25 protein-coding genes are annotated in these 26978 nt (G+C 68.9%); 6 read left to right on the forward strand and 19 right to left on the reverse strand.

Annotated features, from left to right (window positions below):
* The first annotated feature begins 66 nt into the window (after positions 1-66).
* The 3 genes from BAMB_RS15390 to BAMB_RS15400 all read left to right on the forward strand — a co-directional run bounded on the left by BAMB_RS15390 (position 67) and on the right by BAMB_RS15400 (position 4400).
* The gene (locus BAMB_RS15390; protein WP_011658126.1) at positions 67-1641 is read left to right on the forward strand and encodes a DUF3138 family protein; all 1575 of its coding nucleotides are present in this window, start codon (positions 67-69) and stop codon (positions 1639-1641) included.
* A 112-nt stretch (positions 1642-1753) separates the two neighbouring features.
* Positions 1754-3073, forward strand: a complete 1320-nt coding sequence (locus BAMB_RS15395) for an NAD(P)/FAD-dependent oxidoreductase (RefSeq protein WP_011658127.1) — start codon at positions 1754-1756, stop codon at positions 3071-3073.
* Positions 3074-3098: 25 nt separating this feature from the next.
* A complete protein-coding gene (locus BAMB_RS15400; protein ID WP_011658128.1) occupies positions 3099-4400 on the forward strand; it encodes an NAD(P)/FAD-dependent oxidoreductase in 1302 nt (433 codons plus the stop codon).
* Between the two features lie 266 nt (positions 4401-4666).
* Here the strand turns inward: BAMB_RS15400 and gor are convergent, their stop codons facing one another.
* The 4 genes from gor to BAMB_RS15420 form a co-directional block, all read right to left on the reverse strand.
* On the reverse strand, positions 4667-6022 hold the full coding sequence (gene gor / locus BAMB_RS15405; protein ID WP_011658129.1) for a glutathione-disulfide reductase: 1356 nt from the start codon (positions 6020-6022) through the stop codon (positions 4667-4669).
* A 251-nt stretch (positions 6023-6273) separates the two neighbouring features.
* The gene (locus tag BAMB_RS15410) at positions 6274-6498 is read right to left on the reverse strand and encodes a hypothetical protein (RefSeq protein WP_011658130.1); all 225 of its coding nucleotides are present in this window, start codon (positions 6496-6498) and stop codon (positions 6274-6276) included.
* A 377-nt stretch (positions 6499-6875) separates the two neighbouring features.
* Positions 6876-7997, reverse strand: coding sequence for a porin (locus BAMB_RS15415; RefSeq protein ID WP_041491407.1), 1122 nt, complete (start codon positions 7995-7997; stop codon positions 6876-6878).
* 174 nt (positions 7998-8171) lie between these two features.
* Complete coding sequence (locus BAMB_RS15420; RefSeq protein WP_011658131.1) at positions 8172-9020, reverse strand: YoaK family protein; 849 nt, start codon at positions 9018-9020, stop codon at positions 8172-8174.
* A 276-nt stretch (positions 9021-9296) separates the two neighbouring features.
* On the opposite strand from BAMB_RS15420, the gene BAMB_RS15425 reads away from it, so the two are divergent.
* Positions 9297-9638, forward strand: coding sequence for a hypothetical protein (locus BAMB_RS15425; protein ID WP_011658132.1), 342 nt, complete (start codon positions 9297-9299; stop codon positions 9636-9638).
* A 48-nt stretch (positions 9639-9686) separates the two neighbouring features.
* On the opposite strand, the gene BAMB_RS15430 is transcribed toward BAMB_RS15425, so the two are convergent.
* Positions 9687-10214 carry a chromate transporter gene (locus BAMB_RS15430; protein WP_006760173.1) on the reverse strand — a complete coding sequence of 176 codons (528 nt, stop codon included), beginning with the start codon at positions 10212-10214 and terminating at the stop codon, positions 9687-9689.
* Positions 10211-10825, reverse strand: coding sequence for a chromate transporter (locus BAMB_RS15435; protein WP_011658133.1), 615 nt, complete (start codon positions 10823-10825; stop codon positions 10211-10213). Before BAMB_RS15435 ends, BAMB_RS15430 begins: the two co-directional genes overlap by 4 nt.
* A 95-nt stretch (positions 10826-10920) precedes the next feature.
* On the opposite strand from BAMB_RS15435, the gene BAMB_RS15440 reads away from it, so the two are divergent.
* A complete protein-coding gene (locus tag BAMB_RS15440; RefSeq protein ID WP_011658134.1) occupies positions 10921-11805 on the forward strand; it encodes a transcriptional regulator GcvA in 885 nt (294 codons plus the stop codon).
* A gap of 40 nt (positions 11806-11845) precedes the next feature.
* On the opposite strand, the gene BAMB_RS15445 is transcribed toward BAMB_RS15440, so the two are convergent.
* From BAMB_RS15445 to flgB, 13 genes are all read right to left on the reverse strand, one after another.
* The gene (locus BAMB_RS15445) at positions 11846-13150 is read right to left on the reverse strand and encodes a solute carrier family 23 protein (protein WP_006753945.1); all 1305 of its coding nucleotides are present in this window, start codon (positions 13148-13150) and stop codon (positions 11846-11848) included.
* A 325-nt stretch (positions 13151-13475) separates the two neighbouring features.
* Positions 13476-14717 carry a flagellar hook-associated protein FlgL gene (gene flgL / locus BAMB_RS15450; protein ID WP_011658135.1) on the reverse strand — a complete coding sequence of 414 codons (1242 nt, stop codon included), beginning with the start codon at positions 14715-14717 and terminating at the stop codon, positions 13476-13478.
* Positions 14718-14739: 22 nt separating this feature from the next.
* Positions 14740-16737: a flagellar hook-associated protein FlgK gene (gene flgK / locus BAMB_RS15455; RefSeq protein WP_011658136.1), complete on the reverse strand. Its 1998-nt coding sequence runs from the start codon at positions 16735-16737 to the stop codon at positions 14740-14742.
* Between the two features lie 192 nt (positions 16738-16929).
* Complete coding sequence (locus BAMB_RS15460) at positions 16930-17685, reverse strand: flagellar brake protein (protein ID WP_011658137.1); 756 nt, start codon at positions 17683-17685, stop codon at positions 16930-16932.
* Between the two features lie 211 nt (positions 17686-17896).
* A complete protein-coding gene (flgJ, locus tag BAMB_RS15465) occupies positions 17897-18889 on the reverse strand; it encodes a flagellar assembly peptidoglycan hydrolase FlgJ (RefSeq protein ID WP_011658138.1) in 993 nt (330 codons plus the stop codon).
* Positions 18890-20068 carry a flagellar basal body P-ring protein FlgI gene (locus BAMB_RS15470; protein ID WP_011658139.1) on the reverse strand — a complete coding sequence of 393 codons (1179 nt, stop codon included), beginning with the start codon at positions 20066-20068 and terminating at the stop codon, positions 18890-18892.
* A gap of 5 nt (positions 20069-20073) precedes the next feature.
* Positions 20074-20763, reverse strand: a complete 690-nt coding sequence (flgH, locus tag BAMB_RS15475) for a flagellar basal body L-ring protein FlgH (protein ID WP_011658140.1) — start codon at positions 20761-20763, stop codon at positions 20074-20076.
* Between the two features lie 21 nt (positions 20764-20784).
* Complete coding sequence (flgG, locus tag BAMB_RS15480) at positions 20785-21573, reverse strand: flagellar basal-body rod protein FlgG (RefSeq protein ID WP_006755141.1); 789 nt, start codon at positions 21571-21573, stop codon at positions 20785-20787.
* 35 nt (positions 21574-21608) lie between these two features.
* A complete protein-coding gene (flgF, locus tag BAMB_RS15485) occupies positions 21609-22367 on the reverse strand; it encodes a flagellar basal-body rod protein FlgF (protein WP_006755140.1) in 759 nt (252 codons plus the stop codon).
* A 20-nt stretch (positions 22368-22387) separates the two neighbouring features.
* A complete protein-coding gene (gene flgE, locus BAMB_RS15490) occupies positions 22388-23629 on the reverse strand; it encodes a flagellar hook protein FlgE (RefSeq protein ID WP_011658141.1) in 1242 nt (413 codons plus the stop codon).
* A 28-nt stretch (positions 23630-23657) separates the two neighbouring features.
* The gene (locus BAMB_RS15495) at positions 23658-24404 is read right to left on the reverse strand and encodes a flagellar hook assembly protein FlgD (protein ID WP_011658142.1); all 747 of its coding nucleotides are present in this window, start codon (positions 24402-24404) and stop codon (positions 23658-23660) included.
* A 90-nt stretch (positions 24405-24494) separates the two neighbouring features.
* A complete protein-coding gene (gene flgC / locus BAMB_RS15500) occupies positions 24495-24920 on the reverse strand; it encodes a flagellar basal body rod protein FlgC (RefSeq protein WP_006755137.1) in 426 nt (141 codons plus the stop codon).
* Positions 24921-24956: 36 nt separating this feature from the next.
* Positions 24957-25445 carry a flagellar basal body rod protein FlgB gene (flgB, locus tag BAMB_RS15505; RefSeq protein WP_011658143.1) on the reverse strand — a complete coding sequence of 163 codons (489 nt, stop codon included), beginning with the start codon at positions 25443-25445 and terminating at the stop codon, positions 24957-24959.
* A gap of 205 nt (positions 25446-25650) precedes the next feature.
* Here flgB and flgA point away from each other — a divergent pair, with 205 nt between their 5' ends.
* Positions 25651-26961 (forward strand): flagellar basal body P-ring formation chaperone FlgA, encoded by a 1311-nt coding sequence (gene flgA / locus BAMB_RS15510; protein WP_041491288.1) that lies wholly within the window; start codon positions 25651-25653, stop codon positions 26959-26961.
* Positions 26962-26978: the final 17 nt, after the last annotated feature.

The following is a 26978-nucleotide window of genomic DNA, read 5'->3' on the forward strand; positions in this document are numbered from 1 at the left end:
CGCGCCGCGCGTTTGCGGCGCGCACCGAAACGCAGATTGACAGGCACACGACAAGGAGAATCCGCAATGAAGAAGAAACTGATCTGCCTGCTGGTGGCCGGCGCGTTGCCGGGCATCGCGCTGGCCGACTCGACCTCCGCCGAAATCAAGGCATTGCAGGCGCAGGTGGCCGCGTTGCAGAAGCAGATGAAGGCCATGCAGGCGCAGCTCGCCGGGAAGCCGGGCGGCGCACCCGTCGCGCAGGCCGGCGCGACGGCCGCGGCGAGGCCGGTGATCGTGGCCGCCGATCCGGCCTCGCCGGACTATGGCCGTGCCCAGGCCGCGCTGACCAACGACGAAGTCAGCGAAATGAAGCAGCAGATCGCCAACCAGCAGCTGAAGGTCGACTCGCTGACGGACGCGGCCAGCACCGGGCCGCTCGCGGGGCTGTCGGTGACGGGCTACATCGACCCGACCTACATCTACAACCGCGCGGCCGGCACGTCGTCGTTCCTGTTCGCGAACCACGAGAACGCGTACAACTACTTCAACAGCACGTTCGGCGACCTGTACCTCGACATCAAGAAGACCTTCGGCGTCGGCCCGATGGCGCCGTCGGCCGAGATCACGCTGATGCCGAACCGCGGCAACGGCATCACGCTGCTGCAGAACTCGCGCGGCTCGATCACCGACAACCTGCTGAACACCGCGGTCATCAACGTGCCGATCACCGCGTCGACCACGCTCGTCGCCGGCCTGATCCCGAGCTTCGGCGGCTATGAGGTGCAGCAGTCGAACCAGATGCTCACGCTCACGCACAACCTGCTGTACGACTTCTCCGATCCGGGCAGCTACGTCGGTGCGGGCGCGAACTACACGAAGGGCAACTGGGCGTGGAAGTTCTTCGTCGGCAACGAGCAGTACCGCACGTACGGCTCGGTCACGCAGACGGGCACCAATGCGCTCGGCGACCCGATCACGACCAGCAACAAGGTGCCGACCTTCACCGCGCGCGCCGACTACACGTGGTCGAGCGCACTCGACATCGGCGGGTCGATCAACATCGGCCGGCAGACGCTGGCGAGCGCGATCGATCCGGACGGCAACGTCCACTACGGCCCGGGCGGCGCCGCGCCGAGCGCGTACGGCACGTTCTTCTTCGGCGAAGTCGACGCGACCTACACGCTGGCCGACATCCAGTACAACGCCGAGCTCGACTACGGCCAGCAGCAGCACGCGGCGTACAACGGCGGGCTCGCGCAGTGGTACGGCCTGTCGCTGCTCGCGCACCGCAAGTTCAACGCACCGGTGGTCGGCCGCATGGGCGTGACGCTGCGCTACGATGCGCTCGTGAACCGCAAGAACGGCGGCGGCGGCGGCGGCATCGCGCTGAACGGCAACGGGATGGATCCGTCCAACGGCTTCGGTGTCGATGCGGACTGCCTCGCGACGTCGAAGGCGAACGGCGGCCTGGGCTTCGACTGCAAGGGCGCAATCCGCCAGGACGTCGCGCTCGACCTGCTGTTCTATCCGACCCAGCAGATCACCGTGAAGGTCGAATACCGGCACGACTGGGCGAACAACAAGGTGTTCCTGCGCAACGACGGGTCGTACGGCAAGTCCAACGACCTGCTCGCGACGCAGTTCATCTATTCGTTCTGACGCTGGCCGCGCAGGGCGCCGTGCCGCACGTATGGCGTCCCGCGCCGTTTCACCCGGCCGGACCGCGGTGCGTCGCGCACCGGCGCCGGCCGTCTTCGAGGGAGTCGGTTTGATGACGCAGTCTTTCACCCGCCGCGCCGATGCGCTCGCGCGCGACTCGTACTACGAAGCAACCGTCACGCGGCCGGTGGTCGACGACCCGGCGGCCGGCGCTCCGGTTCTGGAGGATGCGATCGACGTCGACGTGTGCGTGATCGGCGCGGGCTTCGCGGGCCTGTCGACGGCGCTCGATTGCCGCGCGCGCGGGCTGTCGGTCGCCGTGCTCGACGCGCACCAGCCCGGCTGGGGCGCGTCGGGTCGCAACGGCGGCCAGGCGATCACGGGGTTCGCGAAAGACGAGGTGATCGAGCGGCAGCTCGGCGCCGCCGGCGCACGCGCCGCATGGTCGCTGTCGCTCGACGGCGTCGCGCTGATCGCCGAGCGAATCGCACGCTATGGGATCGACTGCGGCTTCACGCGCGGCTACCTGACGGTCGCGACGAAGCCGCGTCGCATCGACGACCTGCGTGCATGGATGGACGCCGCGACCTCGCGCTGGGGCCATCCGTCGCTGTCGTGGCTCGACACCGGCGAGATCCGCGCGCGCATCGCGTCGTCCCGCTATCTGGCCGGCGTCTACGATCCGCTGTCGGGTCATCTGCATCCGCTCAAGTATTGCCTCGGCCTCGCCGATGCCGCACGCCGCGAAGGCGTCGCGCTCCATGCGCATACCCCCGCGCTCGAGGTCGTGCGCGGCGCGCGGCCGGTCGTGCGCACGCCGTCGGGCGAGGTGCGCTGCCGCTTCGTCGTGTCGTGCTGCAACGCGGGCCCCGGCGGCATCCTGCCGGCCGCGACCGCCGCACGCATCGCGCCGATCGCGTCTTACATCATCGCGACCGAACCGCTCGGCCGCGCGCGCGCCGACGCGCTGATCGCGCAGCGCGAAGCCGTGTGCGACAACAATTTCTTCCTCGACTACTTCCGGCTGTCGGCCGACCACCGGATGCTGTTCGGCGGCCGCGCGAACTCCGCGGGCGCATCGCCCGACACGCTCGCCGAAACGATCCGGCGGCGCATGGTCGGCGTGTTTCCGCAGCTCGCCGACGTGCGCGTCGACCACGCGTGGGGCGGCTTCGTCGACGTCACGCGCAATCGCGCGCCGGATTTCGGCGCGCTCGATCCGAACTTCTTCTACGTGCAGGGCTTCAGCGGACACGGCGTCGCGCTGACCGGCATCACCGGGCGCGCGATCGCCGGCGCGATCGCGGGCGACACGCGCGCGTTCGACCTGTTCGCCCAGTTGCGCCACCGGCGCTTTCCCGGCGGCGACGCGTGGCGGCAGCCCGCGCTCGAACTCGGGATGCTGTACCACCGCGTGCGCGAGCTGTTCTGAGCCCTCTTTCTCTGTTCTCCTGACCATGCAGACATTCGCCAACCAGCCGCACGTCGCGTCGTACTACGCGGCGAGCGCCAACGATATGACCCGCCACGCGCCGCTCGCCGGCGCGACCGACGTCGACGTGTGCGTGATCGGCGCGGGCCTCACTGGTTTGTCCGCCGCGCTCAACCTCGCCGAGCGCGGCCATTCGGTGACCGTGCTCGAGGCGTCGCGGGTCGGATGGGCGGCGAGCGGACGCAACGGCGGCCAGCTGATCGGCGGCTTCGCGTGCGACATCGACACCTTCGCCAACTTCATGCCGGAAAGCGACGTGAAGCGGATCTGGGACATGGGGCTCGAAACGCTGTCGCTCGTGAAGTCGCGCATCGCGCAACACGACATCGACTGCGCGCTCATGTCCGGTTACTTGACCGCCGCGAACACCGAGCGCGACGCCGATGCGCTGAAGCGCTGGCGCGACGAGGCCGCGAAGCGCTTCGGCTACGACCGCTTCCATTTCGTCGAAGCGGACGAACTCGGCGATTACGTACAGTCGGCGCGCTATCGCGGCGGCCTGTACGACCCCGACAGCGGCCACCTGCATCCGCTGAACTACACGCTCGGGCTCGCGCGCGCGGCGACCGACGCCGGCGTGCGGATCCACGAGGACAGCTGCGTGACGCGCATGCGCGACGTCGCGGGCGGTCATGTCGTCGAAACGGACCACGGGCACGTGCGTGCGCGCTTCGTCGTGCTCGCCTGCAACACCTACGTCGGCACGCTCGCGCCCGCGCTGTCGAGAAAGATCATGCCGGTCGGCACCTACGTGATCGCGACCGAGCCGCTCGGCGAAGCGCGCGCCGCCGCGCTGATGCCCGCGCGCGCGGCGATCTGCGACAGCCGCTTCGTGCTCGACTATTTCCGGCCGGCGCCCGACACACGGCTCGTGTGGGGCGGCAAGGTCAGCTATTCGACGCGGCCGCCGCGCAATCTCGCCGCCGCGATGCGCGCGGACATGCTGAAGACGTTCCCGCAGCTCGCGGACGTGAAGGTCGACTACGCATGGGGCGGCTTCGTCGACATCACGATGAACCGCGCGCCGCACTTCGGGCGTATCGCGCCGACGATGTATTTCGCGCAGGGTTTCTCGGGACACGGCGTGAACACGACCGCGCTCGCGGGCAAGCTGATCGCGGAGGCGATCGACGGCCAGGCGAGCCGCTTCGACCTGTTCGGCAGGATCCGGCATCGCGACTTCCCCGGCGGCGCGACGCTGCGCACGCCGGCGCTGGTGCTCGCGATGAGCTGGTACCGGCTGCTCGATGCGCTCGGCGTGCATTGAGCATCGTGCCGCGGGGATGCGGTGCAAGCGGTGAACGCCGCCGCACGCCGAGGCAAAACGAAAACGGCCGCGCAACGAGCGCGGCCGTTCGATCGAATCGCATCACGTCGGCATGACGGCGGCGCGACGGGCGAATACGGTGCCCGTGCGCTGCGCGCCGACTTGCGCTCAGTCCGTCCCGTACTTCGGTGAATGCGGACCGTACGGCACCGCGTGATACGCGACGCGCACTCGAAGCCGGCACCGACAACACATGCCGGTTACCGTTAGTCCGCCACCTTCTGCCGCAGCGTCACGAACTCCTCGGCCGCGGTCGGGTGAATGCCGATCGTGTCGTCGAACTGCGCCTTCGTCGCGCCCGCGCGAATCGCGATCGCGATGCCCTGGATGATCTCGCCCGCGTCGCGGCCGACCATGTGCGCGCCGACCACGCGCTGGCTGTCGCGCGCGACCACGAGCTTCATCAGCGTGCGTTCGTCGCGACCCGACAGCGTGTGGCGCAGCGCCTTGAACGACGTGCGGTAGATGTCGAGCTCGCCGTACACGGCGCGCGCATGCGCCTCGGTCAGGCCAACCGTCGCGACCTCGGGCTGGCTGAACACCGCGGACGGCACCCATTCGTGATCGGTCGCGGCGCGGCGCCCGCCAAACAGCGTCGCCGCGAGCAGCGCGCCGTCGCGCGTCGCGACCGGCGTGAGCTGCGGCCGCGACGTCACGTCGCCGATCGCATGGATCGATGCGACCGACGTCGCCGAATACGCATCGACCGCGATCGCGCCGCGCGCGTCGAGCAGCACGCCCGCGCGCTCCAGCCCGAGCCCCTCGACGTTCGGCACGCGGCCGGTCGCATAGAGCACCGCGTCGTACGGCCCGTGCTGCGCCTCACCGACCCCCACGAAGAGCGTACCGTCGTCCGCGCGCACGATCGATTCGACCACCGCGCGCGCGTGGATCGCGACGCCCTGCTTGGTCATCTCGTCGGTCAGGAAGTGACGCACGTCGTCGTCGAAGCCGCGCAGGATCTTCTCGCCGCGATAGAACAGGTCGACATGGCTGCCGAAGCCGTTGAAGATGCCCGCGAACTCGACGGCGATGTAACCGCCGCCGACCACCGCGATGCGCTCGGGCAGCTTCGCGAGCGACAGCGCCTCGCGCGACGTGATCGCATGCTCGATGCCGGGCCGCGGCGGCAGCGACGGGCGCGAGCCGGTCGCGATTGCGATGTGGCGCGCGCGGATCGTGCGATCGCCTATCGCGACGGTATGCGCGTCGACGAGCGTCGCGCGCCCCGCGTGCATCTCGACGCCGGACTGTCGCAGCAGGTTGATGTAGATGTCGCTGAGCCGGTTGATCTCGCGATCCTTCGCGGCGATCAGCGCGGGCCAGTCGAGCGTGCCGGCGCCGAAGGTCCAGCCGAAGCCCTTCGCGTCCTCGAGCTCGTGCGGATAATGCGATGCGTAGACGAGCAGCTTCTTCGGAATGCAGCCACGCAGCACGCAGGTGCCGCCGATCTGCTCCTCTTCCGCTATCCCGACGCGCGCGCCGTATGACGCCGACATCCGGGCGAGCCTCACGCCACCGGAGCCGGCCCCGATGACGAACAGGTCGTAGTCGAATTCCATCGCAAGCCCTCATCGTTGTTCAGCAGTTCGGATGACGGCACGATAGCAAGATTCCGGCATTCGTGCGGGACGGGGCGCCGTGGCGCGCGCGCCCCATAAAAAACGGCGAGAGACGTCGCCTCTCGCCGGTCAAACCAGCTGCCGGGTGTGCCATGCGTCACCGATCGACCACATGCCCGACCTGCCGGCCGCGCGGCGCCGGTCCGCCCGGGCGCGCGAACGGCGCACCCGCGGCGGCCCCGCCGCCATGCTCAGGCCTGCGACGTGTCGCTGCCGTCCGTCGCCTGCGTATCGTCTGCCTGCTGGGGCTGCTCTTCCTTCTTCTCGAGCATGCCTTCGATCGCCTCGGCGCCCTTGAAGCCGGCGATGGCCGCTGCCGCCTTGGTCAGCAGGCCCGCATCCGGGTCGAGCTTCTCGACTGCCTCGACGGCCGCCACGGCGCCGGCGATTTCACCGACGGTGTTCAGGATACCCATCGTCATCCCCTTTCAAGAAAAAGCGTGAGCGCATCGTCCCACGAAAAAAACCGGCAGACCGTGTTTGTCATCGCCGGATACACAAGTTACGCACAGGTCGGCCGCACGCGAAAACGCGCGGCAGAACGACGCCCGCGCGCGCATCGCGGCGCACGGCCGACCCTGCACGCAGCGTAGCGGAAACGCTTCGCGCGCACTGTCAAAGTATGTTCCGGATTCCCGACGGAACCCTTACGGACGAGTCGTTTCCGATGGAGCGATCGCTGAATGATCGTGCGCGCGCGGCAAGTTCGTGTGACGAAGAAAAAGAGGCTCCCGCGGGGAGCCTCTTCGATGCGCGCCGAGCCGAGGCCCGCGCGTGTGTTTTCCGACTTTCGTCAGAAGATATTGCGCAGGCCGATCGCGATGCCGGTCTGGTTGCTGCGACCCGGCAGCTCGACGTTCGCCGCGCCGTTCGTCTTGTTGAAGTCGACGGTGCCGTAGACTTCCGTGCGCTTGCTCAGCGCATATTCGGCGATGCCGACGATCGCGTAGCGGTTGCCGCTCGCGAGCGTGCCGTTCGTGGTCATCGCGTTGCGCATGTGGTCGTAGTAGAACGCACCCGTCAGCGTCAGCGGCGTGCTGACCTGCCAGCTCACGCCCGCGAACGGACCATCGTCGATCCGGCCCGTGCCCTTCGCGACCGGGATCGACTGCTGCGCGAGCAGGCTGTCGACGAAACCGGTGTCGTCCTTCGAGCGCAGGTAGCCCGCATAGATCTTCGCCTTGCTGAACGCGTACACGACGTTCGCGTGGTAGATCGTCTGCTTGCGCGCGGAGTTGTCGCTGTTCTGCTGCGCGCCGGCCGCGATGCTCAGCGGCCCCGCCACGTACGACAGCGACACGCCCCATGCATTGCCCTTGCCGAGCGAGCCCGGGATCTGGCCCGAGAAGCCGCCGGCGCCGGTCGATTCGTAGTTCGTGCCCGTCGAGTACATCGCCTTCGCGGTCAGGCCCGCGAACTTGCCCGTGTACTTGATCTGGTTGTCCGCATACAGGCCGCCACCCAGCGCGACCGGCAGCCACGCGTTTTCGAGGTAGTTGCCGACCGTCAGCGGATCGTAGGTGTCCGCGAGCAGGTCGAACAGCGGGGTCTTCTGGCGGCCGAGGGTCACCGTGCCGTACGGGCTCTGCAGGCCGACGTACGCTGCGCGGTTGAACAGACGGCCGCTGTCGGCGAATCCGCCATTCTGCAGGTTGACGCCGCTTTCGAGGTTGAACACGGCCTTCAGGCCGCCGCCGAGGTCTTCCGTGCCATAGATGCCGAAGCGGCTGTTCGTGATCGCGCCGTTGGCCATCGACAGCAGGCCGTCGTTCTTCGCGTTTGCGTTGGTCAGGTAACGGATGCTGGCGTCGGCGACGCCCCACAGCGTGACCGAGCTTTGTGCTGCTGCGTACTGGCTGGCGAAGGCCAGCGCCGCGCCCCCTGCGATAGCTGCGAGTCGGGTGGTCTGCTTCATGAGCTTGCCCTTTTTGTAGGTGTCTCCATTCATGGCCGGCCGCGTGCGCGGCCGGGTGGCGATCGCGGAACGCTCATGGCGTGCGCGATGTGGGCTGAATCATAAGACGAGTGCGCGCGCTGAAAGAAATTGAAAAACGTGGCAGCGCGCGATTTTGTCGCCCGGGCGCAACGTTTAACGCGCGGGGTTTGCGTCGCGTGGCGTGCGGTCGTGGGGATTGCTGCTGGTGCTGCTGGTGCTGACGTTGCTGGCGGTGCTGGCGGTGCTGGCGGTGCTGGCGGTGCTGACGTTGCTGGCGTTGCCGCCAACGCGACCATCGCCGTTGCTGCCAGCGCCAGCATCACCCTCACCGCCCGCGCGCCGCCGCGCCCGCCGTACGATCTCCGCGAACGCACCGACGAGCAGCAGCACCGCGCCCCACAACGCGACGTCCGGCACGAGCCGCGTCACGAAGCCGCCGATCACCGCGCCGGCCAGGAAACAGAAGCTGATCGTCGCGAGCAGCGCCGAGTCGTGCAGCGCGAGCACGTCGTAGCGCGGAATCAGCCCGACGAACAGCTTCTGCGCGGCGCGCCGCAGGTTGCCGGTCGTCATCACCGACGTGTACGACAGTTCCTCGAGATGGGTGAACGACAGCGTCTGCAGCGTCGCGACGAACGAGATGCCGGGAATCAGCCACGCGCTCGACGCGCCGACGAGCCCGCTCGCGGCGAGGCCGAGAAACGCGATCTCGACGATCAGGCTCACGAACGCGGTGTGACGCATCCAGCCGCGCTGCGCGGCAAGGCCGAACAGGTGCGCGACGAATACCGCGACCACGAAGCCGCCGAGCGGCGGCACGTGATGCAGCGCCTCCGCCCATTCGCCGGCCGAGACGTTGATGCCTAGCAGCGCGACGTTGCCGGTCATCGTGTTCGCGAACACGTGGCCGTGACCGACGTACGTGTATGCGTCGAGGTAGCCGCCGGACAGCGTGAGCAGCGCGGCGACGGTGAGGTTGCGGCTGGCGCCGTCGAGATCCATCGATCCTCCCGTGGGGCGCGCCGTCCGGCCGCACGAGGCGAGGCGGGCGGCGCCTGATTCATCAGTTCCGGCGGGTGCCGGACTTCGCGGCTTGCGCGCGGCCGCGCCAATATAATGGTCGGCGTCGGGCGCGCGCAGGCTGCGCATGCCGCCATCGCGGATGTCGGTACCGGAAAACCGGCCGAGTATACCGGCCGCGTTCGCCGGCTACCTTGCCGCCTCCCGCGCGCCGCTTCCCCCCCGCCCCGCTGCCCTCTCGACACGCCACCGCACGCCATGACACCCGCGAAGTTCTTCCTGCGCTACACCGTGATCCCGTTCTTCGCGATCGTGCTGGTGGCCGTCTGGGCGTTCAACCGCGAATCGGGCGAAGTCGATGCGCGCCAGTATGCGGCGCTGGTGGCGGCCTATCCGTCGTTCACGCCGAAGTTGAAGCGCGAGGTGGCCGATGCGATGCGCGGCAGCGGCAGGCTCGGCAAGGCCGACTACGACGCGATCATGCGCGACGCGCTCGACGCCGGTTACGTGATGGACTGGCCGGCCGCGACGGAGGACGTCGGCGGCGAGCGCGGCCGGCTGCTCGGCCTCGTGAACAGCGACCGGCCGGCGTCGCCGTAGCGTTCGGTCACGCCCGGCATCGGTCGGCCGCCGCCGATCGGCTTCCGCTCACTGACCGATGCCGGTGAGCCCGATCAGCGCGCCGGCCGCGAGCAGCCACAACGGATGAATGCGCGTGCGCCACGCGAGCACCGCGCATGCGGCGGTGATGCCCCACTGGATCGCGGTGCGATTCGACGCTTCCGAGATCAGCACCGCGCTGGCCGCGACGAGCCCGGCCGTGACCGGCATCAGCCCCTGCTGCACGTAGCGGCGCCACGGGCGGTCGCGAAAGCGCTCCCATGCATGCAGCGCGAGCACCGTGACGATCGAGGACGGCCCGAACTTCGCGATCGACGCGACCAGCAGCCCGGCCCAGCCGGCTACATGCCAGCCGACCAGCGACACGATCATCATGTTCGGCCCGGGAGCGGCCTGTGCGAGCGCGAACAGCGCGGTGAACTCGTGCGCGCTCATCCAGTGATGGACGTCGACCACCTGCCGCTGCATTTCCGGCAGGATGGTGTTGCCGCCGCCGAACGCCAGGAGCGACAGTTGGCTGAAGATCGTCGCGATCGCGATCAGCGTGTCGTTCATGAGCGGCCTCCGTCGCGGGCGGCGCTGCGTTGCGATGCCGGTGTATCGCGGCGCCGCGACGCGAGCCAGATGCTGACGGGCGTCAGCACCAGCATCGTGGTCAGCAGCGGAACGCGCAGCACCGCGATCGCGACGAATGCGAGCGCCGCGATGCCTGCCGCCGTGCGCGGCGCGCGCAGCAACGGCTTCGCGACCTTCACGGCCATCGCGACGAGCAGGCCCGCTGCCGCGGCGGCGAGCCCGCCGAACAGGTGCTGCACGCGCGGATCGCCCTGCGTCTTCGCATACAGCACGCCGAGCGCGACGACGACGAGCGTCGGGCCCGCGATCAGCCCGAGAATGCCGGCGAACGCGCCCGCGACGCCGCGAAAGCGCATGCCGACGGCAACCGACAGGTTGATCACGTTGCCGCCCGGCAGGAACTGGCAGAGGCCGAGCAGATCGGTGAATTCGTCGGCGGACAGCCATTTGCGCTCGTCGACGATCGTGCGCCGCGCGAACGGCAACGCGCCGCCGAACGACATCAGGCCGAGCGAGAGGAAGCCGGTGAACAGCTCGGCGAGGCCGATGCGGCGCGAGGGCGCGGCGGGCGGCGGGGAAACGGATTGCATGGGGCTCCTCATCAAACGTGCCCCGAGATTACCGCCGTTCGGAATGCCGGCAAAACGATTTTATCGACGGGGCCTTGTGATCTAGAATCACAAGCATGGCACGCGATCTCCCGCCCTTTTCCGCGCTTCGGGCCTTTGAAGCAGCGGCCCGACACGAAAGCTTCAGCGCCGCCGGCGACGAGCTGCATGTGACTCACGGTGCCATCAGCCGGCAGATCGCCGGCTTCGAGGCGTGGCTCGGCAAGCCGGTGTTCCATCGCTACGGCAAGCGCGTGAGGCTCACCGACGAAGGCCGCCGTTATCTGGACACCGTGCGCGCCGCGTTCGACAGCATCGCGCTCGCCACCGAGCAGTTGCGCAACACGGGTGCCGCGCGCGTGCTGCGCATCAATGCGCTGCCCACCTTCGCGATGAAATGGCTGCTGCCGCGCCTGTCGCGGTTCCAGCGCGACGTGCCGAACGTCGAACTGAAGCTGTCCACGTCGAACGCGCCGCTCGACGCGCTCGACGGCTTCGACGTCGCAATCCGCCGCGGCCCCGGCCACTGGCCGAACTGCACGAGCGGCCACTTCCTCGACGAAAGCGTGATTCCGGTCTGCAGCCCCGCGCTGCTCAAGCGCGCGCCGATCACCCGCGCGGACGATCTCGCCCGGCACGTGCTGCTGCATTCGGATACGCGGCCGGAAGGCTGGCGCGACTGGTTCGCGGCGGCCGGCGTGACGCCGAAGGGGCGCAAGCGGCAGTCGTTCGACCACTTCTACCTGGCGCTGCAGGCGGCCGTCGACGGGCTGGGTGTCGCGCTCGGGCCGCTGCCGCTGATCGACGACGAACTCGCGAGCGGGCGCCTGGTGATGCCGCTCGACGGGCCGCGCATCGCGACGCGCAGCTATTGGTGGATCGCGCCGCGCGCGCCGGCGGACGATCCGCTCGTCGCGCAGTTCTGTGCGTGGCTGCAGGCGCAGTCGAACACCGGCGCGTAAGGACGCACCGGCGGGCGGCATTGCACCGCCCGCCCCCCAATCAAACCACCGGCCCCGGTTCCTTTTCCTTGCGCAGGATCGCGTACAGGATGATCGCGCCGAACGTCGCGGTGCCGATCCCGCCGAGCCCGAAGCCGCCGAACTTCAGCGAGAAGTCGCCGGCGCCGAGCACCAGCGTGACGGCCGCGACGATCAGGTTGCGGTTGTCGGAGAAGTCGACCTTGTTGACGACCCAGATCCGCGCGCCCGTCACCGCGATCAGCCCGAACACGACGATCGACACGCCGCCGAGCACCGGGCCCGGAATCGTCTGGATCACCGCGCCGAACTTCGGCGAGAAGCCCAGCCCGATCGCGATCAGCGCGGCGACCGCGAACACCAGCGTCGAATAGATCCGCGTGACGGCCATCACGCCGATGTTCTCCGCGTAGGTGGTCACGCCCGTGCCGCCGACGCTGCCCGACACGATCGTCGCGAGCCCGTCGCCGATGAACGCGCGGCCGACGTAGCGGTCGAGGTTGTGGCCCGTCATCGCGCTGACGGCCTTGATGTGGCCGAGGTTCTCGGCGACGAGGATCACCGCGATCGGCGCGAGCATCAGCATCGCGTGCGGATCGAACACGGGCGCCCGGAAAGCCGGCACGCCGAACCACGCGGCATGCGCGACGATCGAGAAATCGATCGGCTTGCCGAGGCCCATCGCGTTGGTCGCGATCGCGTAGAGCGCGTACGCGATCATGAGCCCGACGAGGATCAGCAGGCGCTGCATCATCCCGCGCGCGAACACCGCGACGCCGCCCACGCACAGCACCGTGACGAGCGCCATCACCGAGTCGAACGTCGAAGCCGACACGCCCTTGACCGCGATCGGCGCGAGGTTCAGCCCGATCACCGCGACCACCGCGCCGGTGACGACGGGCGGCATCAGCGTCTCGATCCAGCGCGTGCCGATCGCCTGCACCAGCGCGCCGAGCGCGACGTACACGACGCCGCACGCGACGATCCCGCCGAGCGCGACCGCGATGTTCGGGTTCGGGCCGCTGCCGCCGTACCCCGTCACCGCGATCACGAGGCCGATGAACGCGAAGCTCGAGCCGAGGTAGCTCGGCACGCGGCCGCCGACCAGCACGAAGAACAGCAGCGTGCCGATGCCCGACATGAAGATACACAGGTTCGGGTCGAAGCCCATCAGCAGCGGCGCGAGCACGGTCGAGCCGAACATCGCGACGACGTGCTGCACGCCCATCGCGACCATCTGCGGCCACGCGAGGCGTTCGTCGGGGCCGACCACGCGCGACGCGCCGGTCGATTGCACCCGCCAGCGCGGGAAGTAGGAATCGGACATGGGGAAAAAGGGCTCCTGTCGAACGCCGGCTGCGGACGGTGCGCCGGTCTGGAAATCTGGCGCGAGTTTACGGAGCGGAAATGGGGCTGGCAAGCGCGAACCGCCGGTGCGACGGCCGCGCCGGGAGGAGCGGCGAACGGGCCCCGCGCGATCGCACGCGCCGGCCGGCCGCAGCCGCAGCCGCAGCCGTAAGCCGTAAGCCGTAAGCCGTAAGCCGTAAGCCGTAAGCCGTAAGCCGTGAGCCGTGAGCCGTAAGCCGTAAGCCGTGAGCCGTGGCCCGCTGCGACGTAAGCGTGCGCTCACATCGCAGCGGGCGCCGTGGACATCACGGATTGATGTACTGGAACAGCGACAGGTTCTGCAGCTGCACGTAGGCCTTCTGCGCACCGGTCAGCGCGTTCTGCACCTGCAGATACTGGCTGATCGTCGTCGTCATGTTGGTGCTGGTCAGGTCGGTCAGGTTGCTGGTCGTCTGCAGCGACGCGGTCTGGTTGACCGCCTGCATCGCCTTGACCTCCTGCTCGCGGCCGCCGACCGACGCCTGGATCGTCGTCACGTTGCGCATCGTGTTGCCGACCTTGATCGAGCCCGTCATCAGCGCGTTCGACAGCGCCGCGGCGGCAACGGGGTTGCCGGTCACGGGCGTCTTCAGCGCCGAGATCATCGAGTCGAGCGTCGAGAATATGTCCGCGCCGCCGCTCGCCTGCGGGCCGGGCGTCACGGCGAACGTGTCGCCGGCAGCCGGCGTGCCCGACACCGCCACCGTCATCCCGCCGCCGAGCGCGATCGACGCGCCCGCCGTGTACGCCTGCGCGGGCGTGGTGGTCGGCGGCTTGGCCGAGTTGTCGGTCACCGTGTAGGTCGGCGCGGCGGGCGTGCCGCCGAACGCGATCGAGAACTGATGGCCGTTGGTCGCGGCCGACGGGGTCGTGACGGTCACCGCGGTGATCGTGCCGGTGCCCGTGTTGGCGGCGCCGGCCGACGGCACCGGGGCGCTGCCGAGCGACGGCACCGACATGAACACCGCCGAACCGGTGTCGCCCTGCGCCACGCTGCTCGAATCGCCGATCTGCACCTGGCGCGTGCCCGAGTCGCCGACGTAGCTGACGCTGCCGTTCGGGCTGCTGGTAAACGGCGCCGACGAATTGTTCAGGCCGGCGAACAGGTAGTTGCCGGCCCCGTCGTTCGAGTTCGCGAGCGTCATCAGCTGGTCGCGATAGCCTTGCAGCTGCGTCGCGAGCGCCGAGCGGTCGCTGTCGGCGAGCGAGCCGTCGCCGGCGCGCACGACGAGCGTCTGCACGCCGGTCAGCACGCCGCTCACGCTTTGCAGCGCTTGATCCTCGGCCTGCAGCGACGCGAGCGCCGCGGTCTGGTTGGTCGCGTACTGCGACAGCGTCGCCGACGTCATCGACAGCTGCACGGCCTGCGCCGCGCCGACCGGGTTGTCGGCCGGCGTCTGCAGGCTCACGCCGCTCGCGATCTGCTGGTACAGCTGCGCGAGCTGCGCCTGCTGATCGTTCATCTGGGAAACGTTCAGCTGAAAGAACTGGGCGCTGGAAATTCGCATCGCTTCTATTCCTCGAATCCGGTCAGTTGAACAGGCCGAGCACGGTCTGGAACAGCGTCGCCGCCGTCTGGATCACCTTCGCGTTCGCCTGGTAAAGCTGCTGGTACTGCATCAGGTTCGCCGCTTCCTCGTTCTGGTTCACGCCCGACACCGACTGCTGCGCGGTCGTGATCTGGCCGACCAGCGAGGTCTGCGCGGCGCTCGACGACTTCAGCTGGCTCGCCGTGTTGCCGATCGCGTTCACGTACTTCGCATATGCGCCGGTCAGCGTCGTCGTGCCGCCGCCGAGCGACTTCGCGGTGACGAGCTGCGACAGCGCGAGCGCGTTGGAGCCGTCGCTCGTGCCGCCCGCGTACGGTCCGATCGTGAAGGAGTCGCCGTCGGACGGCGCGCCGGACAGCGTGACGGTCACGCCGTTCATCACGCCCGCCGGCGCCGGCTGTGTGGTGCTCGTGATCGTCAGCTTCGCGCCGGCCGTCGCGTCGTACGGCACGCTGTCGGTCGGGCTCGTGATCGTCACCGAGGTGGGCGGCGTGCCCGCGATCGTCACCGTGGTGCCGGCCTGGAAGCCCGACAGCGACTTCGACGCCGCGTCGTAGGTGAGCTTGGTCGGCGTGGTCGGGACCTGGTAGCCGGCGCTCACCGCGCCCTGCGCGATCTTGCCCGTGCCGAGGTTGGTGCTCGACGCCGCCGCGACCACCGGCGACGCGGCCGCGATCGCCGAACCGCTCGTCGTCGCGAGGCCGAAGCCGTTCAGCGCGCCGCGCGTCGGCAGCACGGTGAACTGGTCGCCGGCATTCATCGAGCCCGACGCGAACGAGAAGGCCAGCCCGCCGATCGACGCCGGCATCGACGTCGACTGGCCGACCACCGACCCGCTCGCGCGGTCGGTCAGCGTGTAGTTGGTGCCGTCGTACGACAGCGTGTAATCGCTCGTGGTCGGCTGCGCGGCGTTGGCGAACGAGACGGAAAGCGACGCGGTGCCGGTATTGCCCTGGTTCGAATAGACGGCCGGGTTCGCCACCGCGAACAGGTTGCCGCCCGGCTTGCCCGACAGGTCGATGCCGAGCGCGTTCTGCCCGTTGACCTGCGCGGCGAAGCTGGTGGCGAGCGCGCCGAGCTGCGCCTGCGCGGGGTCGAGCGTCTGGCTGCGGAACGCGAGCAGGCCGCCGAGCGTGCCGCCCGACAGCGACGTGTCCGGCAGCGCCTGGTTCGGGCCCGGCGGGTTCGCGCCGGCGATGCCTTGCGACACGACGGTCAGCTCGCTCGGATCGGACGGCGACGTGACCGTCGCGAGCTGGTAGCTCTTGTCGGCGACGACGAGCGGCTGGCCGCCCGCGAGGAACACGCTGTAGCCGCTGTCGTTGCGCACGACCTGCACGCCGGCGAGGCTCGACAGGTTCGACACCGCGAGGTCGCGCTGGTCCATCAGCTGGTTGGGCGGCTGCCCCTGGCTGCTCGCCGCCGCGATCTGCTGGTTCAGTTGCGCGATCTGCGACGTGTACGTGTTGATCTGCGACACGGTGCTGGTGAGCTGCGTGTTCACGCTCTGGCGCAGCGCGTCGTACTGCTGGCCGGCCGCCTTGAGTTGATCGGCGAGCACCTGCGCGTTGCTGATCGCGGTCTGCCGCACCGACGGATCGGACGCATTGTTCGCGACGTTCTGCAGCCCGGTGAAATAGCCGGTGATCGCGGTCGAGATGCCGGCCGTCGGGCTGCCGACGTAGTTGTTCAGCTGCGCGACGAGCGAATACCACGTCGACAGCGCGCCGCCCTGCGACTGCGCGCTGTTCAACTGGTCGCTCAGGTACTGGCTGTACTGCCGCTGCACGGTGACGGTGTTCACGCCCTGCGGCATGTAGCCGCTCGACGTGTACTGGCCGCTTGCCTCGGCATAGACGGGGCGCTCGACCGAATAGCCGGGCGTCGCGGCATTGCTGATGTTCTGACCGGTCGTCGTGAGGCCCCAGAGCGCGGCATTGAGGCCGCTGACGCCGAGGTTCATGAGTGTGTTGGACATGCGCGATCCTGATGAGCCGGCCGCGCTGCGGCCGCCGGGTTGCGTGACTCCCGGTATAACGGCCGCGGATCGGAAAAATTGAGGAAAAAATGCACGCGCGGCGCGCGCTCGCGCGTCGCCGGTTGAGGGCCGCGGCGGACGCTGCCGGCGCCGCTGCGAAGGCGGCCCCGAGCGGGGCCGCGAGGGGGTACGTCAGGCCCGCGCGAGCGAGCGGCGCTTCATCTCGAGCTGCGTGATCAGGCGCTGCAGCGTATTCTCCGCGCTGCCCGGCAGCGACATGAAGCGAAAGCCGAGCTGGTAGCGCCGCGAACCGTTCGGCATCTGCGTCGAACGCTGCGACACGAGGCGCAGCTCGAGCGACAGCTTGCCGTGGCCGGTCAGCTCGAGCTCGACGTCCGGCAGCAGCGTGCCGACCTCGAGCGCCTCGACGCGCTCGTCGGCCGTGCGCAAGCCGACGCCGCCGAGCGACAGGTTATGCACCTCGAACACGAAGCTCTCGCCGTCCGGCAGCGTGCCGCGGCAGAGGAACGGATCGACGATCGGCGCATCGACGCGGAAGTACTCGCGGCGCTGGATGCACATCAGCACGTCGGGGAAATCGGCGACGAACGCGGGCAGCCCCTCGTAGCGCGTCTCGCGCGGCGTGCTCGTGGTGAATTCGACGCGCACGCCCTCCGGCGCGGCCGAGAACGTGCAGTGCGACGCGGCGAGGATGCTGGCGTTCTGCTCGGACAGCGCGCCCCAGTCGAACGTGAACGTGCGCGCGCCGACGTCGACCTCGAGCAGGCGCGTGACGAGCTGGCCGCCCGGGTACTGGACGGTCAGGAAGTCGCCGCGATTCACGAGATTGCGCAGCTGCACGCCGATCTCCAGCGGATTGCGGCGGGCGTAGTCAGGCCCGGAATGGCCCGCATCCAGGCTCGGATCGGTCGACGTTTCGATATTCATGGCTAGCCGGTTTTCTTGTCAGGGCGCCCGGACGAACGGTGCGCAGTAAAACCGGGCCAGAACAGGGCCCGGTAGCAGGTCTCACACACTTAGCGGCAGTGCTCCCCGAAAGTTTAGATCGAATTGCCGATATTTTTCGCGCAAACGTTGAAAACCGCGCGCGGCGGGGTGCCGGGCGCGGTCCGAGAGGCGGCGGAACGGGGGCTGCCCGTCAGCCGATCTGCTGCATGATCGAGATCAGCTTCTTCGCGTAATTCGGGTCGGTCGCGTAGCCGGCCTTCTGCATCCCGTGCGCGAAACCCTCGACGCTGCGGCTCGCGCTCAGCACGCCCGCGTAGCGCGGGTTGTTCTTCAGCAGGTTCGCGTAGTCGGTCATCGCATGCTCGTACGAATCGTACGCGCGGAACTTCGCGACGACGCGCCGCGGCGTGCCGTTCACGTACTCGGTCGTCAGCGCCGACACCGTGCGGCCCGTCCAGCCCTTGTTCGCCTTGATGCCGAATACGTTGTAGCTCGTCGAGCCGTCGCTCGCGCGGATCTCGCGCTTGCCCCAGCCCGATTCGAGCGCGGCCTGCCCGACGATGAAGCGCGCCGGAATGCCGGTGCTCGCGCTCGCCGCCTGCGCCGGCGCGGCGAGCCGGTCGACGAACGCGTCGGCGTCCTGCACGCCGCTCGCGCCCTTCAACGGCGGCGTGAGCGCGCTGCCGGCCGAGTAGCCGCGCGCGCCGGCCAGGCCGCCGTTGTTCGCCGCGTTCGCATACGCCCGCGCCATCGCATTCATCGCGGCGAGGCTGCCTTCGTTGCCCGACGTGCCGGCGCCGGCCGCGCCCAGGCCCGCCGCACCCAGCCCGGCCGCGCCGACGTCGGCCGCCGTGCCGCCGCCCTGCCCCGCGTTGCGCATCAGCTGCTTCATCAGCGCGTCGGCGACGCCGATCCCGCGCTTTGACATCTGCTGCGCGAGCTGCTGGTCGAGCATCGACGTGTACATCTTCGACGTGTGCGAATCGAGCAGCCCGCCGTCGGGCGTCGCGTCGCGCATGCTCTTGAGCATCATCTGCGTGAACATCGCGTCGAACTGGCCGGCGACCGCCTTCGCGCCGGCCTGCGGCGACTGCCGCGCCTGCGCGCGCAGCGCATCGAAGCCCTGCACGTCGAGCGCGAAGCGCTGGGTGAGATCGTTCGCGTCCGGAAGGTTCGCTGCCATTTAGATCACCTCAAGATCGGCGCGCAGTGCGCCGGCCGCCTTCATCGCCTGCAGGATCGACATCAGGTCCGCCGGCGTCGCGCCTAGCGAGTTCAGTGCCTTCACGACGTCGGCGAGGTTCGCGCCGGCCGTCACCATCTTGAGCGCCCCGTTGTCCTGCTTCAACTGGATCTGCGACTGCTGCGCGACCACCGTCTGCCCGTTCGAGAACGGCCCGGGCTGCGACACCACCGGCTGCGTGTTGACGACCACCGACAGGTTGCCGTGCGCGACCGCGCAGCTTTGCAGCGTCACCATCTGGTTCATCACGATCGAGCCGGTACGCGCGTTCAGGATGACCTTCGCGGCGGCCTTGTCCGGACTCACGTCGAGGTTCTGCAGGCGCGCCATGAACGCGACCTGCTGCGCGGAATCCGCCGGCGCGGCGAGCTGGATCGTGCGGCCGTCGAGCGCCGTCGCGGTGCCCGGGCCGAAGCTCGAATTGACCGCGGACACGATCCGCTGCGCGGTGCCGTAGTCCATGTCGTTCAGCTGCAGCTGCAGCACGCCGTTCATCTGCGCGATCGCGTTCGGCACCGCGCGCTCGACGATCGCACCGCCGACGATCCGGCCGGCCGCGAGCTGGTTCACCTGGACGCGGCTGCCGTTCGCACTCGCGCCCGCGCCGCCGACCGCCATGTTGCCCTGCGCGAGCGCATACACCTGCCCGTCCGCGCCCTTGAGCGGCGTGAGCAGCAGCGTGCCGCCGCGCAGGCTCTTCGCGTTGCCGAGCGACGACACGGTCACGTCGAGCGCCTCGCCCGGCCGCGCGAACGGCGGCAGCGTGGCGGTCACCATCACGGCCGCGACGTTCTTCAGCTGCATGTTGCTCAACGACGACGGGCCGCCGTTGGCCGACCCATTGTTGATCGAGATGCCGAGGTTCGCGAGCATGTTCGCGAGCGTCTGCGTCGTGAACGGCGTCTGCATCGTCTGGTCGCCCGTGCCGTCGAGGCCGACGACGAGGCCATAGCCGATCAGCGGGTTGTCGCGCACGCCCTGGATCTGCGCGAGATCCTTCAGGCGTTCCGCATGCGCGCCCGGCGCGCCGAACGCGCAGGCTGCCAGCACGAGCGCGGCGGCGATCCGCGCGACGGCCTGCGCGCGGGATGACAGTCGATGGAAAAGAGGCTGCGGCATCGTCATCACCACGGTGCGATGTTGAGGAAGAAGCGCTGCAGCCAGCCCATCGTCTCGGCTTCGTTGATATAGCCCTTCGACGAGTATTCGATCTTCGCGTCGGCGACCTGCGTCGAGTAGACCGAGTTCGCGCCCGAGATCGTGTTCGGGTTGACGACCCCCGAGAAGCGCACGAACTCGTTGCCCTGGTTGATCAGCATCTGCTTCTCGCCGCTGACGACGAGGTTGCCGTTCGGCAGCACGTTGGTGACGGTCACGGTGATCGTGCCGTTGAACGTGTTCGCGGCACTCGCGCCGCCCGTCGCCGCGAACTTGTTGGCGCCGGCCGCCGACATGTTCGCCTTCGCGAACAGCCCGCCGAGGAAGCCGGCCGTCGGCACGCTGAAGTCGGTGTTGCCCTGCCGGTTGGTGTTCGCCCCCGACGACTTGGTCGCGTTGATGTTCTCCGCGATCATGATCGTCAGGATGTCGCCGATGTTGCGCGGCCGCTGGTCTTCGAACAGCGGCCGGCCCGCGTAGCCCGGGTTGTAGATCGAGCCGGGCGCCTGCATCGACATGGGCATCGGCGGCTGCGCCGTCATCGGCTGCTGGATGATCGGATCGCGCGGAATCTGCGCGCAGCCGGCGAGCGCGGCCACCGCGAGCGCGCACACGGCGCGCACGGGGGCTGGCGGGAGGAGGCGAACCTGCTTCATGGCGACGACTGGACTTTCCGGTTAGCTCTTCATCTGCGTGACGGTCTGCAGCATCTGGTCGGACGTCGTCACGGCCTTGCTGTTGATCTCGTACGCACGCTGCGTCTGAATCATGTTGACGAGCTCCTGCACGACGTTCACGTTCGACGCCTCGACATAGCCCTGATTGAGCACGCCCGCGCCGTTCAGGCCCGGTTGCGCCACGTTCGGCGCGCCCGACGACGTGGTTTCGGCGAACAGGTTCTCGCCCTTCGCCTCGAGGCCGGCCGGGTTGATGAAGGTCGCGATCTGCAGCGAGCCAATCTGCACCGCGTTGCTCGAGCCCGGCTGCGTGACCGACACGACGCCGTCCTTGCCGATCGTCAGCGACTGCGCGTTCTGCGGCACGGTGATCGCCGGCAGGATCTGGTAGCCGCTCGACGTGACGAGCTGGCCTTGCGCGTTGGTCTGGAACGAGCCGTCGCGCGTGTACGCGTTCGTGCCGTCCGGCATCAGCACCTGGAAGAAGCCCGCGCCGTTGATCGCGACGTCCTTCGAGTTGCCGGTCTGCGTGAGGCCGCCCTGCGTGTACAGGCGCTCGGTCGCGACCTGCTGCACGCCGGTGCCGAGCTGCAGGCCCGACGGCAGTTCGGTCTGCTGCGTCGAGTTCGCGCCCGGCTGGCGGATGGTCTGGTACAGCAGATCCTCGAACACCGCGCGCGACGCCTTGAAGCCGTTCGTGCTGGTGTTCGCGAGGTTGTTCGAGATCACGTCCATCTGCGCCTGCTGCGCATTCATGCCGGTGGCGGCAATGTAGAGCGAACGGTTCATGTTGAATCTTCTCCTGGTAGCGAGGGCCGTGCCGCTCAGCTGAAGTTGAGCAGCTGGTTCGCCGACTGCTCGTTCTGGTCGGCCGTCTGGATCAGCTTCGACTGCAGCTGGAACGCCCGTGCGTTGTCGATCATCGCGACCATCGCGGTCACCGGATTCACGTTGCTGCCTTCGAGCGAATTCGGCGTGACGACCACGCTCGGGTCGCTGTCGGCCGGATTGCCGTCGGCGGTGCGGAACAGCCCGTCGTTGCCGCGCGCGAGCGTGGCCGGATCGGGGTTCACGAGCTTCATCTGGTCGACGATCGCGACCGCCGTCGGCGGGTCGCCCGGCATCAGCGCGGACACCGTACCGTCCTTGCCGATCGTCACTTCCGCGTTCGGCGGCACCGAGATCGGGCCGCCGTTGCCGATCACCGGCAGGTTGCTCGCGTTGACGAGCTGGCCGTTTTCATCGACGTGCAGGTTGCCGGCGCGCGTGTACGCCTCGCTGCCGTCGGCCGTCTGCACCGCCAGCCAGCCGGCGCCCTGCACGGCGACGTCGAGCGGGTTGCCGGTGCGCGTGATCGGACCCGGCGCGTAGTCCGCGCCGGGCGTCGACGCGAGCACGTAGGTGCGCGTCGTCGTCGGATCGCTCGTGCTGCCGTCGCCGAAATTCATCGGCACCGCACGGTAGGTCGCGAGCTGCGCGCGAAAACCCGTCGTCGACGCGTTCGCGAGGTTGTTCGCGACGATCGCCTGCTGGTCGAGCGACTGCGACGCGCCCGTCATCGCCGTGTAGATCAGTCGGTCCATGGCTGCCGGTTATCCGCGCGTTACAGGTTGATGAGCGTCTGGTCGACGGTCTGCTGCGTCTTGATCGTCTGCGCGTTCGCCTGGTAGTTGCGCTGCGCGGTGATCAGGTTGACGAGCTGCGACGTCAGGTCGACGTTCGAGTTCTCGAGCGCGCTGCCCTGCAGCGTGCCGTGGTTGGTGCTGCCCGGCGCCGAGATCTGCGGCACGCCCGATGCGGCCGTTTCCGCGTACTGGTTGCCGCCGAGGTTCACGAGGCCGTTCGGGTTGTTGAAGTTCGCGATCGCGATCTGCCCGAGCACCGCCGTCTGGCCGTTCGAGTAGTTGCCGGTCAGCTTGCCGTCCGCGCCGATCGAGAAGGTCGTCAGCGTGCCGCTCGCGTAGCCGTCCTGCGCGAGGTTGTTCACGCCGTCCTTGCCGCCGAATTGCGTGGTGCCGGTCAGGTCGAGCGTGAGCGGCTGCGGCGTGGTCGAGCCGTCGGTGGTCGGCACCGTGAACTGGAACTGGCCGACCGACGTGGTCGGCACGGCCGGCGTGCCCGTCGTCGTGCTCTTGATCGCGCCCGACGAATCGAACGTGACGGTGCCGAGGTCGGTCGTGGCGCCGCCCTGCACGCCCGCATACGCTTCCCAGGTGCCCGCCGCCGACTTCACGAAGTACATGTTGACCGCCTGCGAGCCGCCGAGCGAGTCGTACACCTGCACCGACGTCGAATAGTTGTACGTCGAGGTGTCGGTCGCGTCGAACGGCGTCTTGGTCGGGACCTTGTCCTGCGAGTTCAGGTTGAACTGGCCGGTGATCTTGGTCGTGGCGGTCGGCGAGATGTTGGTCGTCGGCGCCTGCAGCGGCACGGTCTGCGCGGTGTTCACCACGCCGTTCTTGTCGGCCAGGTAGCCCATCAGGTTCAGGCCCTGCGCGTTGACGATGTAGCCGTTCTTGTCGCGCTGGAACGTGCCGTCGCGCGAGTACGTCGTCACGCCGTTGTTCGACATCTGGAAGAAGCCGTTGCCGTTGATCGCGACGTCGAGCGACGAGTTCGTCGTGTTGATCGTGCCCTGGCCGAACTGCTGCTGCACCGACGAGAGCGCCGTGCCGATGCCGATCTGCGTGTTGACCGACGTCGCGATCGAGTTCGCGTACATGTCGGAGAACTGCGCGGTGCTCGACTTGAAGCCGACCGTGTTCGCGTTGGCGATGTTGTTGCCGATCACGTCGAGCGCGTTCGATGCGCCGGCGAGGCCGCTCAGACCCTGTTGATAACCCATTTCGGTCTCCGTTTTCGAGAAAGCTGGATCAGTTGGTGGTGGTGGCGTCGGAGGTCGACGACGATGCGGTGTTCGGGAAGATCGACGCGACCTGGGTGAGCCCCACGGTCGTGCCGTTCGACAGCACGAGCCCCGCCGTGCCGTCCGCCTGCTTGATCACGCTCTGTACCTGCGCGGCCGCGAGCACGGTCGGCGCATACGTCTTGCCGTCGCTGCCCGTGTACTGCGCGCTCACGGTGTACTTGCCGTCCGGCAGCGCGTTGCCCGCTGCGTCGGTCGGCGTCCAGTTGAACGGCACCGTGCCGGCCGACTGCTTGCCCGCGTTGATCGTGTTGACGACGGCGCCCGAGCTGTTCTTCACGGTGATCGTCAGGTTCGACACGTCGTTCGCGAGCGACACGCCGAACGGCGACGCCGCGCCGCCCTTCACCGCGACGCCGTTGCCCGGCGCGAGCACGTTCGTGCCGATCAGGAGCGCGGCCTGCGTCTGCTGGCCGGCCGCGAGCTGGCTCGACAGCGACGTGAGCGACGTGTTCAGCTGCGCGATGCCGCTCACCGTGTTGATCTGCGCGAGCTGCGACGTCATCTGCGAACTGTCGACGGGGCTCGTCGGATCCTGGTTCTGCAACTGCGTGACGAGCAGCTTCAGGAACGTCGCCTGCAGGTCGCTCGCCGACGTGCCGGTCGTCGACACGTTGCTGGTGTTCATCGTGTCGGTCGGCAGGTTCGACACGTTGGTGCCGTTGCCGCCGATCGTCGTGCTGGTGGATGTCATCCTGAATGGCCTTGTGTCGGAACTGTCGGGTCTGGGGTCTCGATGTTTCGCTTTCTCGATGTCTCGATGTCGAAGCTCGCCCGGCGCGGCTTACGAGCCGATCGTCAGCGTCTTGAGCATCAGCGTCTTCGCGGTATTCAGCGTCTCGACGTTGGCCTGGTACGAGCGCGACGCCGAGATCATGTTCACCATCTCCTGCACCGGATCGACGTTCGGCATCTGCACGTAGCCGTTCGCGTCGGCCGACGGGTTCGCCGGGTCGTAGGTCGACTTCATCGGCGACGGATCGTCCATCACCTTCGTCACGCGCACGCCGCCCACGCCCTGGCCGGACGCGGTGCGCGCGCCGCCCATCGGGTCGGTCGCGAACACGACCTGCTTGGCCTTGTACGGCTTGCCGTCGGGGCCGGTCGCGCTGTCGGCGTTCGCGAGGTTCGACGCGGTGACGTTCAGGCGCTGCGATTGCGCGGACAGCGCCGAACCGGCGACGCCGAAGATGTTCATCAACGAGGGCATGAGGGCTCCTTGTTCGGGTACGGAAGCGGCGCGCGCTTACGAGTTCGTCGAGATCGCGGCGATCATCGCCTTGATCTGCTGGGTCATCACGGTCATCCCGGTTTCGTAGTGCAGCGCGTTGTTCGCGAACTGCACGCGCTCGACGTCGAGATCGACCGTGTTGCCGTCGAGCGACGGCTGCAGCGGCATCCGGTACTGCGAACGACCGTAGTCGTCGGCCGGGCCGCCCGTCGGAATCAGCTTCGCGGTGCCGGCCATGTGGCCCGGCGCCGTCGACACCATCGTCATCCCGCTCGCCACGCCGGCCGGCTGCGCCATCGGCAGCTGCGCGGCATTGCTCGGCGCGAGGCCGCCGTGGGCCTGCTTCAGCGAGCGCGCGAGGGTCGACGCGAAATCGACGTCGCGGGCCTGATAGCCCGGCGTGTCGGCGTTCGCGATGTTCGACGACAGCAGTTCCTGCCGATAGGCGCGCACGTCGAGCGCCTGGCGGCCGAACGCGAATTCGGCATCGAGTTTGTCCAGCATGTGTGCGTCTCTCCGTATGAAGCGCTGCACGCCCGTTGCGCCGGATGGCGACCCAAGGGGCTTTTTTCCATGACAGCGATGGTAGGCGTCGTGCGCAACCGGCAATCGGGCGAATAACGCGGCAAAGGCCCCCTCTATTCATCGTTTGCGCGACGGCCCCGCTGCCTAGAATGCGAATCGGATCAACGGTTTCGAGGACACGGCGATGACAGGCAGCGCACTTCGCGGAAACGACGGACGCCGGACGCGCGTGCCGCGTGCGTTCGCGCTCGCCGCGGCGCTGTGGCTCGCGGTGCCGGCGGCACACGCGGACGACGGGATGATCGTGATCCCCGGACGCGGCGAGACGGCCGAGACGGCGCTCGCGCATGCGAATGCGGCGAGCGGCGGGCAGTTTGGGGGGAATGCGGGGATGGCGGTGGGTGCGGCGTCGGGCGCGGCGTCGGGAACGGTGCCGGGAGCGGGAACGGCGTCTGGCGTGGGCATAGCGCCGGGAGCGGGCATGGCGATGGCGACCGGTGCGGGCGGCACTGCCGCGGCTGCCTACGCGGCGCAGCCGGCCGGCTCGATGGTCGTGACGAGCGTTCCTCCGCCGGCTGCCGTGCCGGCGCCCGCACCGCGGCCCGTCTACGCGGCCGCACGCATGAACACCGCCGCACGCATGAACACCGGTTACGGCGCGCCGCGCGCCGCCGATCCGGGCGCCGTCGCGACCGTCGTCGCCGGTACGGCCGAATCCGCGTCGAATCCCGCATCGAATCCGGCGCGAGCGGCGATTGCCCCGCGCGTCGCGGCAGCGCGCCCCCTCCCGGCCGCACCGGCCCCGCGCGCGCCGACGGCTGCCACCACCGCGGCCCAGGCTTCCGCCGCGCCCCAGCCGGCGACGCCGCCCGGCCAGCAGGACCCCGACGCGATCCGGCGCACGGCCCTCGCGTTCCTCCAGCAACAGATCGCCGGCCTGCCGGGCAAGACCACCGCGACCGTCGCGACCGCGTTTCCGCGCGGGCTCGCCGCGTGCACGACGCTCGAGCCGTTCCTGCCGACCGGCGCGCGCCTGTGGGGCCGCACGACGGTCGGCGTGCGCTGCGCGGGCGAACGGCCGTGGACCGTCTACCTGCAGGCGAAGGTTGCCGTGCAAGCCACCTATTACGTCGCCGCGCGGCAGATCGCGCCCGGCGAGCCGCTCACCGTGGCCGACCTCGTCGCGCGCGACGGCGACCTGACGGTGCTGCCGCTCGCGGTGATCACCGATCCCGCTCAGGCGGTCGGCGCGACCGCGCTGGCCCGGATCTCGGCCGGGCTGCCGCTGCGCCAGGACATGCTGAAGAGCGCCGCGTCGGTGTCGGCCGGCCAGACGGTGCGGGTCGTCGCGGCCGGGCCCGGCTTCACGATCTCGGCCGAGGGCAGCGCGCTCGCGAACGCGGCGCCGGGCCAGTCGATACGGGTCAGGATGGCCGCGGGGCAAATCGTCACGGCGATCGTCAAGGACGCCGGGACCGTGGAAATTCCGCTGTAGGGGCGGATCCCGCCGCA

It is taken from the genome of Burkholderia ambifaria AMMD (assembly GCF_000203915.1).
In the GTDB taxonomy this organism is placed as follows: Bacteria; Pseudomonadota; Gammaproteobacteria; order Burkholderiales; family Burkholderiaceae; genus Burkholderia; species Burkholderia ambifaria.

What these genes read in the sequence shown, in the direction of transcription:
- gor (WP_011658129.1), bottom strand. Translation starts at nt 6,022, where the DNA reads ATGGAATTCGACTACGACCTGTTCGTCATCGGGGCCGGCTCCGGTGGC.
- flgB (WP_011658143.1), bottom strand. Translation starts at nt 25,445, where the DNA reads ATGCTGGACAAACTCGATGCCGAATTCGCGTTCGGCCGCCAGGCGCTC.
- BAMB_RS15400 (WP_011658128.1), top strand. Translation starts at nt 3,099, where the DNA reads ATGCAGACATTCGCCAACCAGCCGCACGTCGCGTCGTACTACGCGGCG.
- BAMB_RS15435 (WP_011658133.1), bottom strand. Translation starts at nt 10,825, where the DNA reads ATGCAATCCGTTTCCCCGCCGCCCGCCGCGCCCTCGCGCCGCATCGGC.
- BAMB_RS15445 (WP_006753945.1), bottom strand. Translation starts at nt 13,150, where the DNA reads ATGTCCGATTCCTACTTCCCGCGCTGGCGGGTGCAATCGACCGGCGCG.
- BAMB_RS15410 (WP_011658130.1), bottom strand. Translation starts at nt 6,498, where the DNA reads ATGGGTATCCTGAACACCGTCGGTGAAATCGCCGGCGCCGTGGCGGCC.
- BAMB_RS15390 (WP_011658126.1), top strand. Translation starts at nt 67, where the DNA reads ATGAAGAAGAAACTGATCTGCCTGCTGGTGGCCGGCGCGTTGCCGGGC.
- flgA (WP_041491288.1), top strand. Translation starts at nt 25,651, where the DNA reads ATGACAGGCAGCGCACTTCGCGGAAACGACGGACGCCGGACGCGCGTG.
- flgL (WP_011658135.1), bottom strand. Translation starts at nt 14,717, where the DNA reads ATGCGAATTTCCAGCGCCCAGTTCTTTCAGCTGAACGTTTCCCAGATG.
- flgE (WP_011658141.1), bottom strand. Translation starts at nt 23,629, where the DNA reads ATGGGTTATCAACAGGGTCTGAGCGGCCTCGCCGGCGCATCGAACGCG.
- flgH (WP_011658140.1), bottom strand. Translation starts at nt 20,763, where the DNA reads ATGAAGCAGGTTCGCCTCCTCCCGCCAGCCCCCGTGCGCGCCGTGTGC.
- flgF (WP_006755140.1), bottom strand. Translation starts at nt 22,367, where the DNA reads ATGGACCGACTGATCTACACGGCGATGACGGGCGCGTCGCAGTCGCTC.
- flgG (WP_006755141.1), bottom strand. Translation starts at nt 21,573, where the DNA reads ATGAACCGTTCGCTCTACATTGCCGCCACCGGCATGAATGCGCAGCAG.
- BAMB_RS15470 (WP_011658139.1), bottom strand. Translation starts at nt 20,068, where the DNA reads ATGCCGCAGCCTCTTTTCCATCGACTGTCATCCCGCGCGCAGGCCGTC.
- flgJ (WP_011658138.1), bottom strand. Translation starts at nt 18,889, where the DNA reads ATGGCAGCGAACCTTCCGGACGCGAACGATCTCACCCAGCGCTTCGCG.
- BAMB_RS15495 (WP_011658142.1), bottom strand. Translation starts at nt 24,404, where the DNA reads ATGACATCCACCAGCACGACGATCGGCGGCAACGGCACCAACGTGTCG.
- flgC (WP_006755137.1), bottom strand. Translation starts at nt 24,920, where the DNA reads ATGCCCTCGTTGATGAACATCTTCGGCGTCGCCGGTTCGGCGCTGTCC.
- BAMB_RS15460 (WP_011658137.1), bottom strand. Translation starts at nt 17,685, where the DNA reads ATGAATATCGAAACGTCGACCGATCCGAGCCTGGATGCGGGCCATTCC.
- flgK (WP_011658136.1), bottom strand. Translation starts at nt 16,737, where the DNA reads ATGTCCAACACACTCATGAACCTCGGCGTCAGCGGCCTCAATGCCGCG.
- BAMB_RS15420 (WP_011658131.1), bottom strand. Translation starts at nt 9,020, where the DNA reads ATGGATCTCGACGGCGCCAGCCGCAACCTCACCGTCGCCGCGCTGCTC.
- BAMB_RS15440 (WP_011658134.1), top strand. Translation starts at nt 10,921, where the DNA reads ATGGCACGCGATCTCCCGCCCTTTTCCGCGCTTCGGGCCTTTGAAGCA.
- BAMB_RS15415 (WP_041491407.1), bottom strand. Translation starts at nt 7,997, where the DNA reads ATGAAGCAGACCACCCGACTCGCAGCTATCGCAGGGGGCGCGGCGCTG.
- BAMB_RS15425 (WP_011658132.1), top strand. Translation starts at nt 9,297, where the DNA reads ATGACACCCGCGAAGTTCTTCCTGCGCTACACCGTGATCCCGTTCTTC.
- BAMB_RS15430 (WP_006760173.1), bottom strand. Translation starts at nt 10,214, where the DNA reads ATGAACGACACGCTGATCGCGATCGCGACGATCTTCAGCCAACTGTCG.
- BAMB_RS15395 (WP_011658127.1), top strand. Translation starts at nt 1,754, where the DNA reads ATGACGCAGTCTTTCACCCGCCGCGCCGATGCGCTCGCGCGCGACTCG.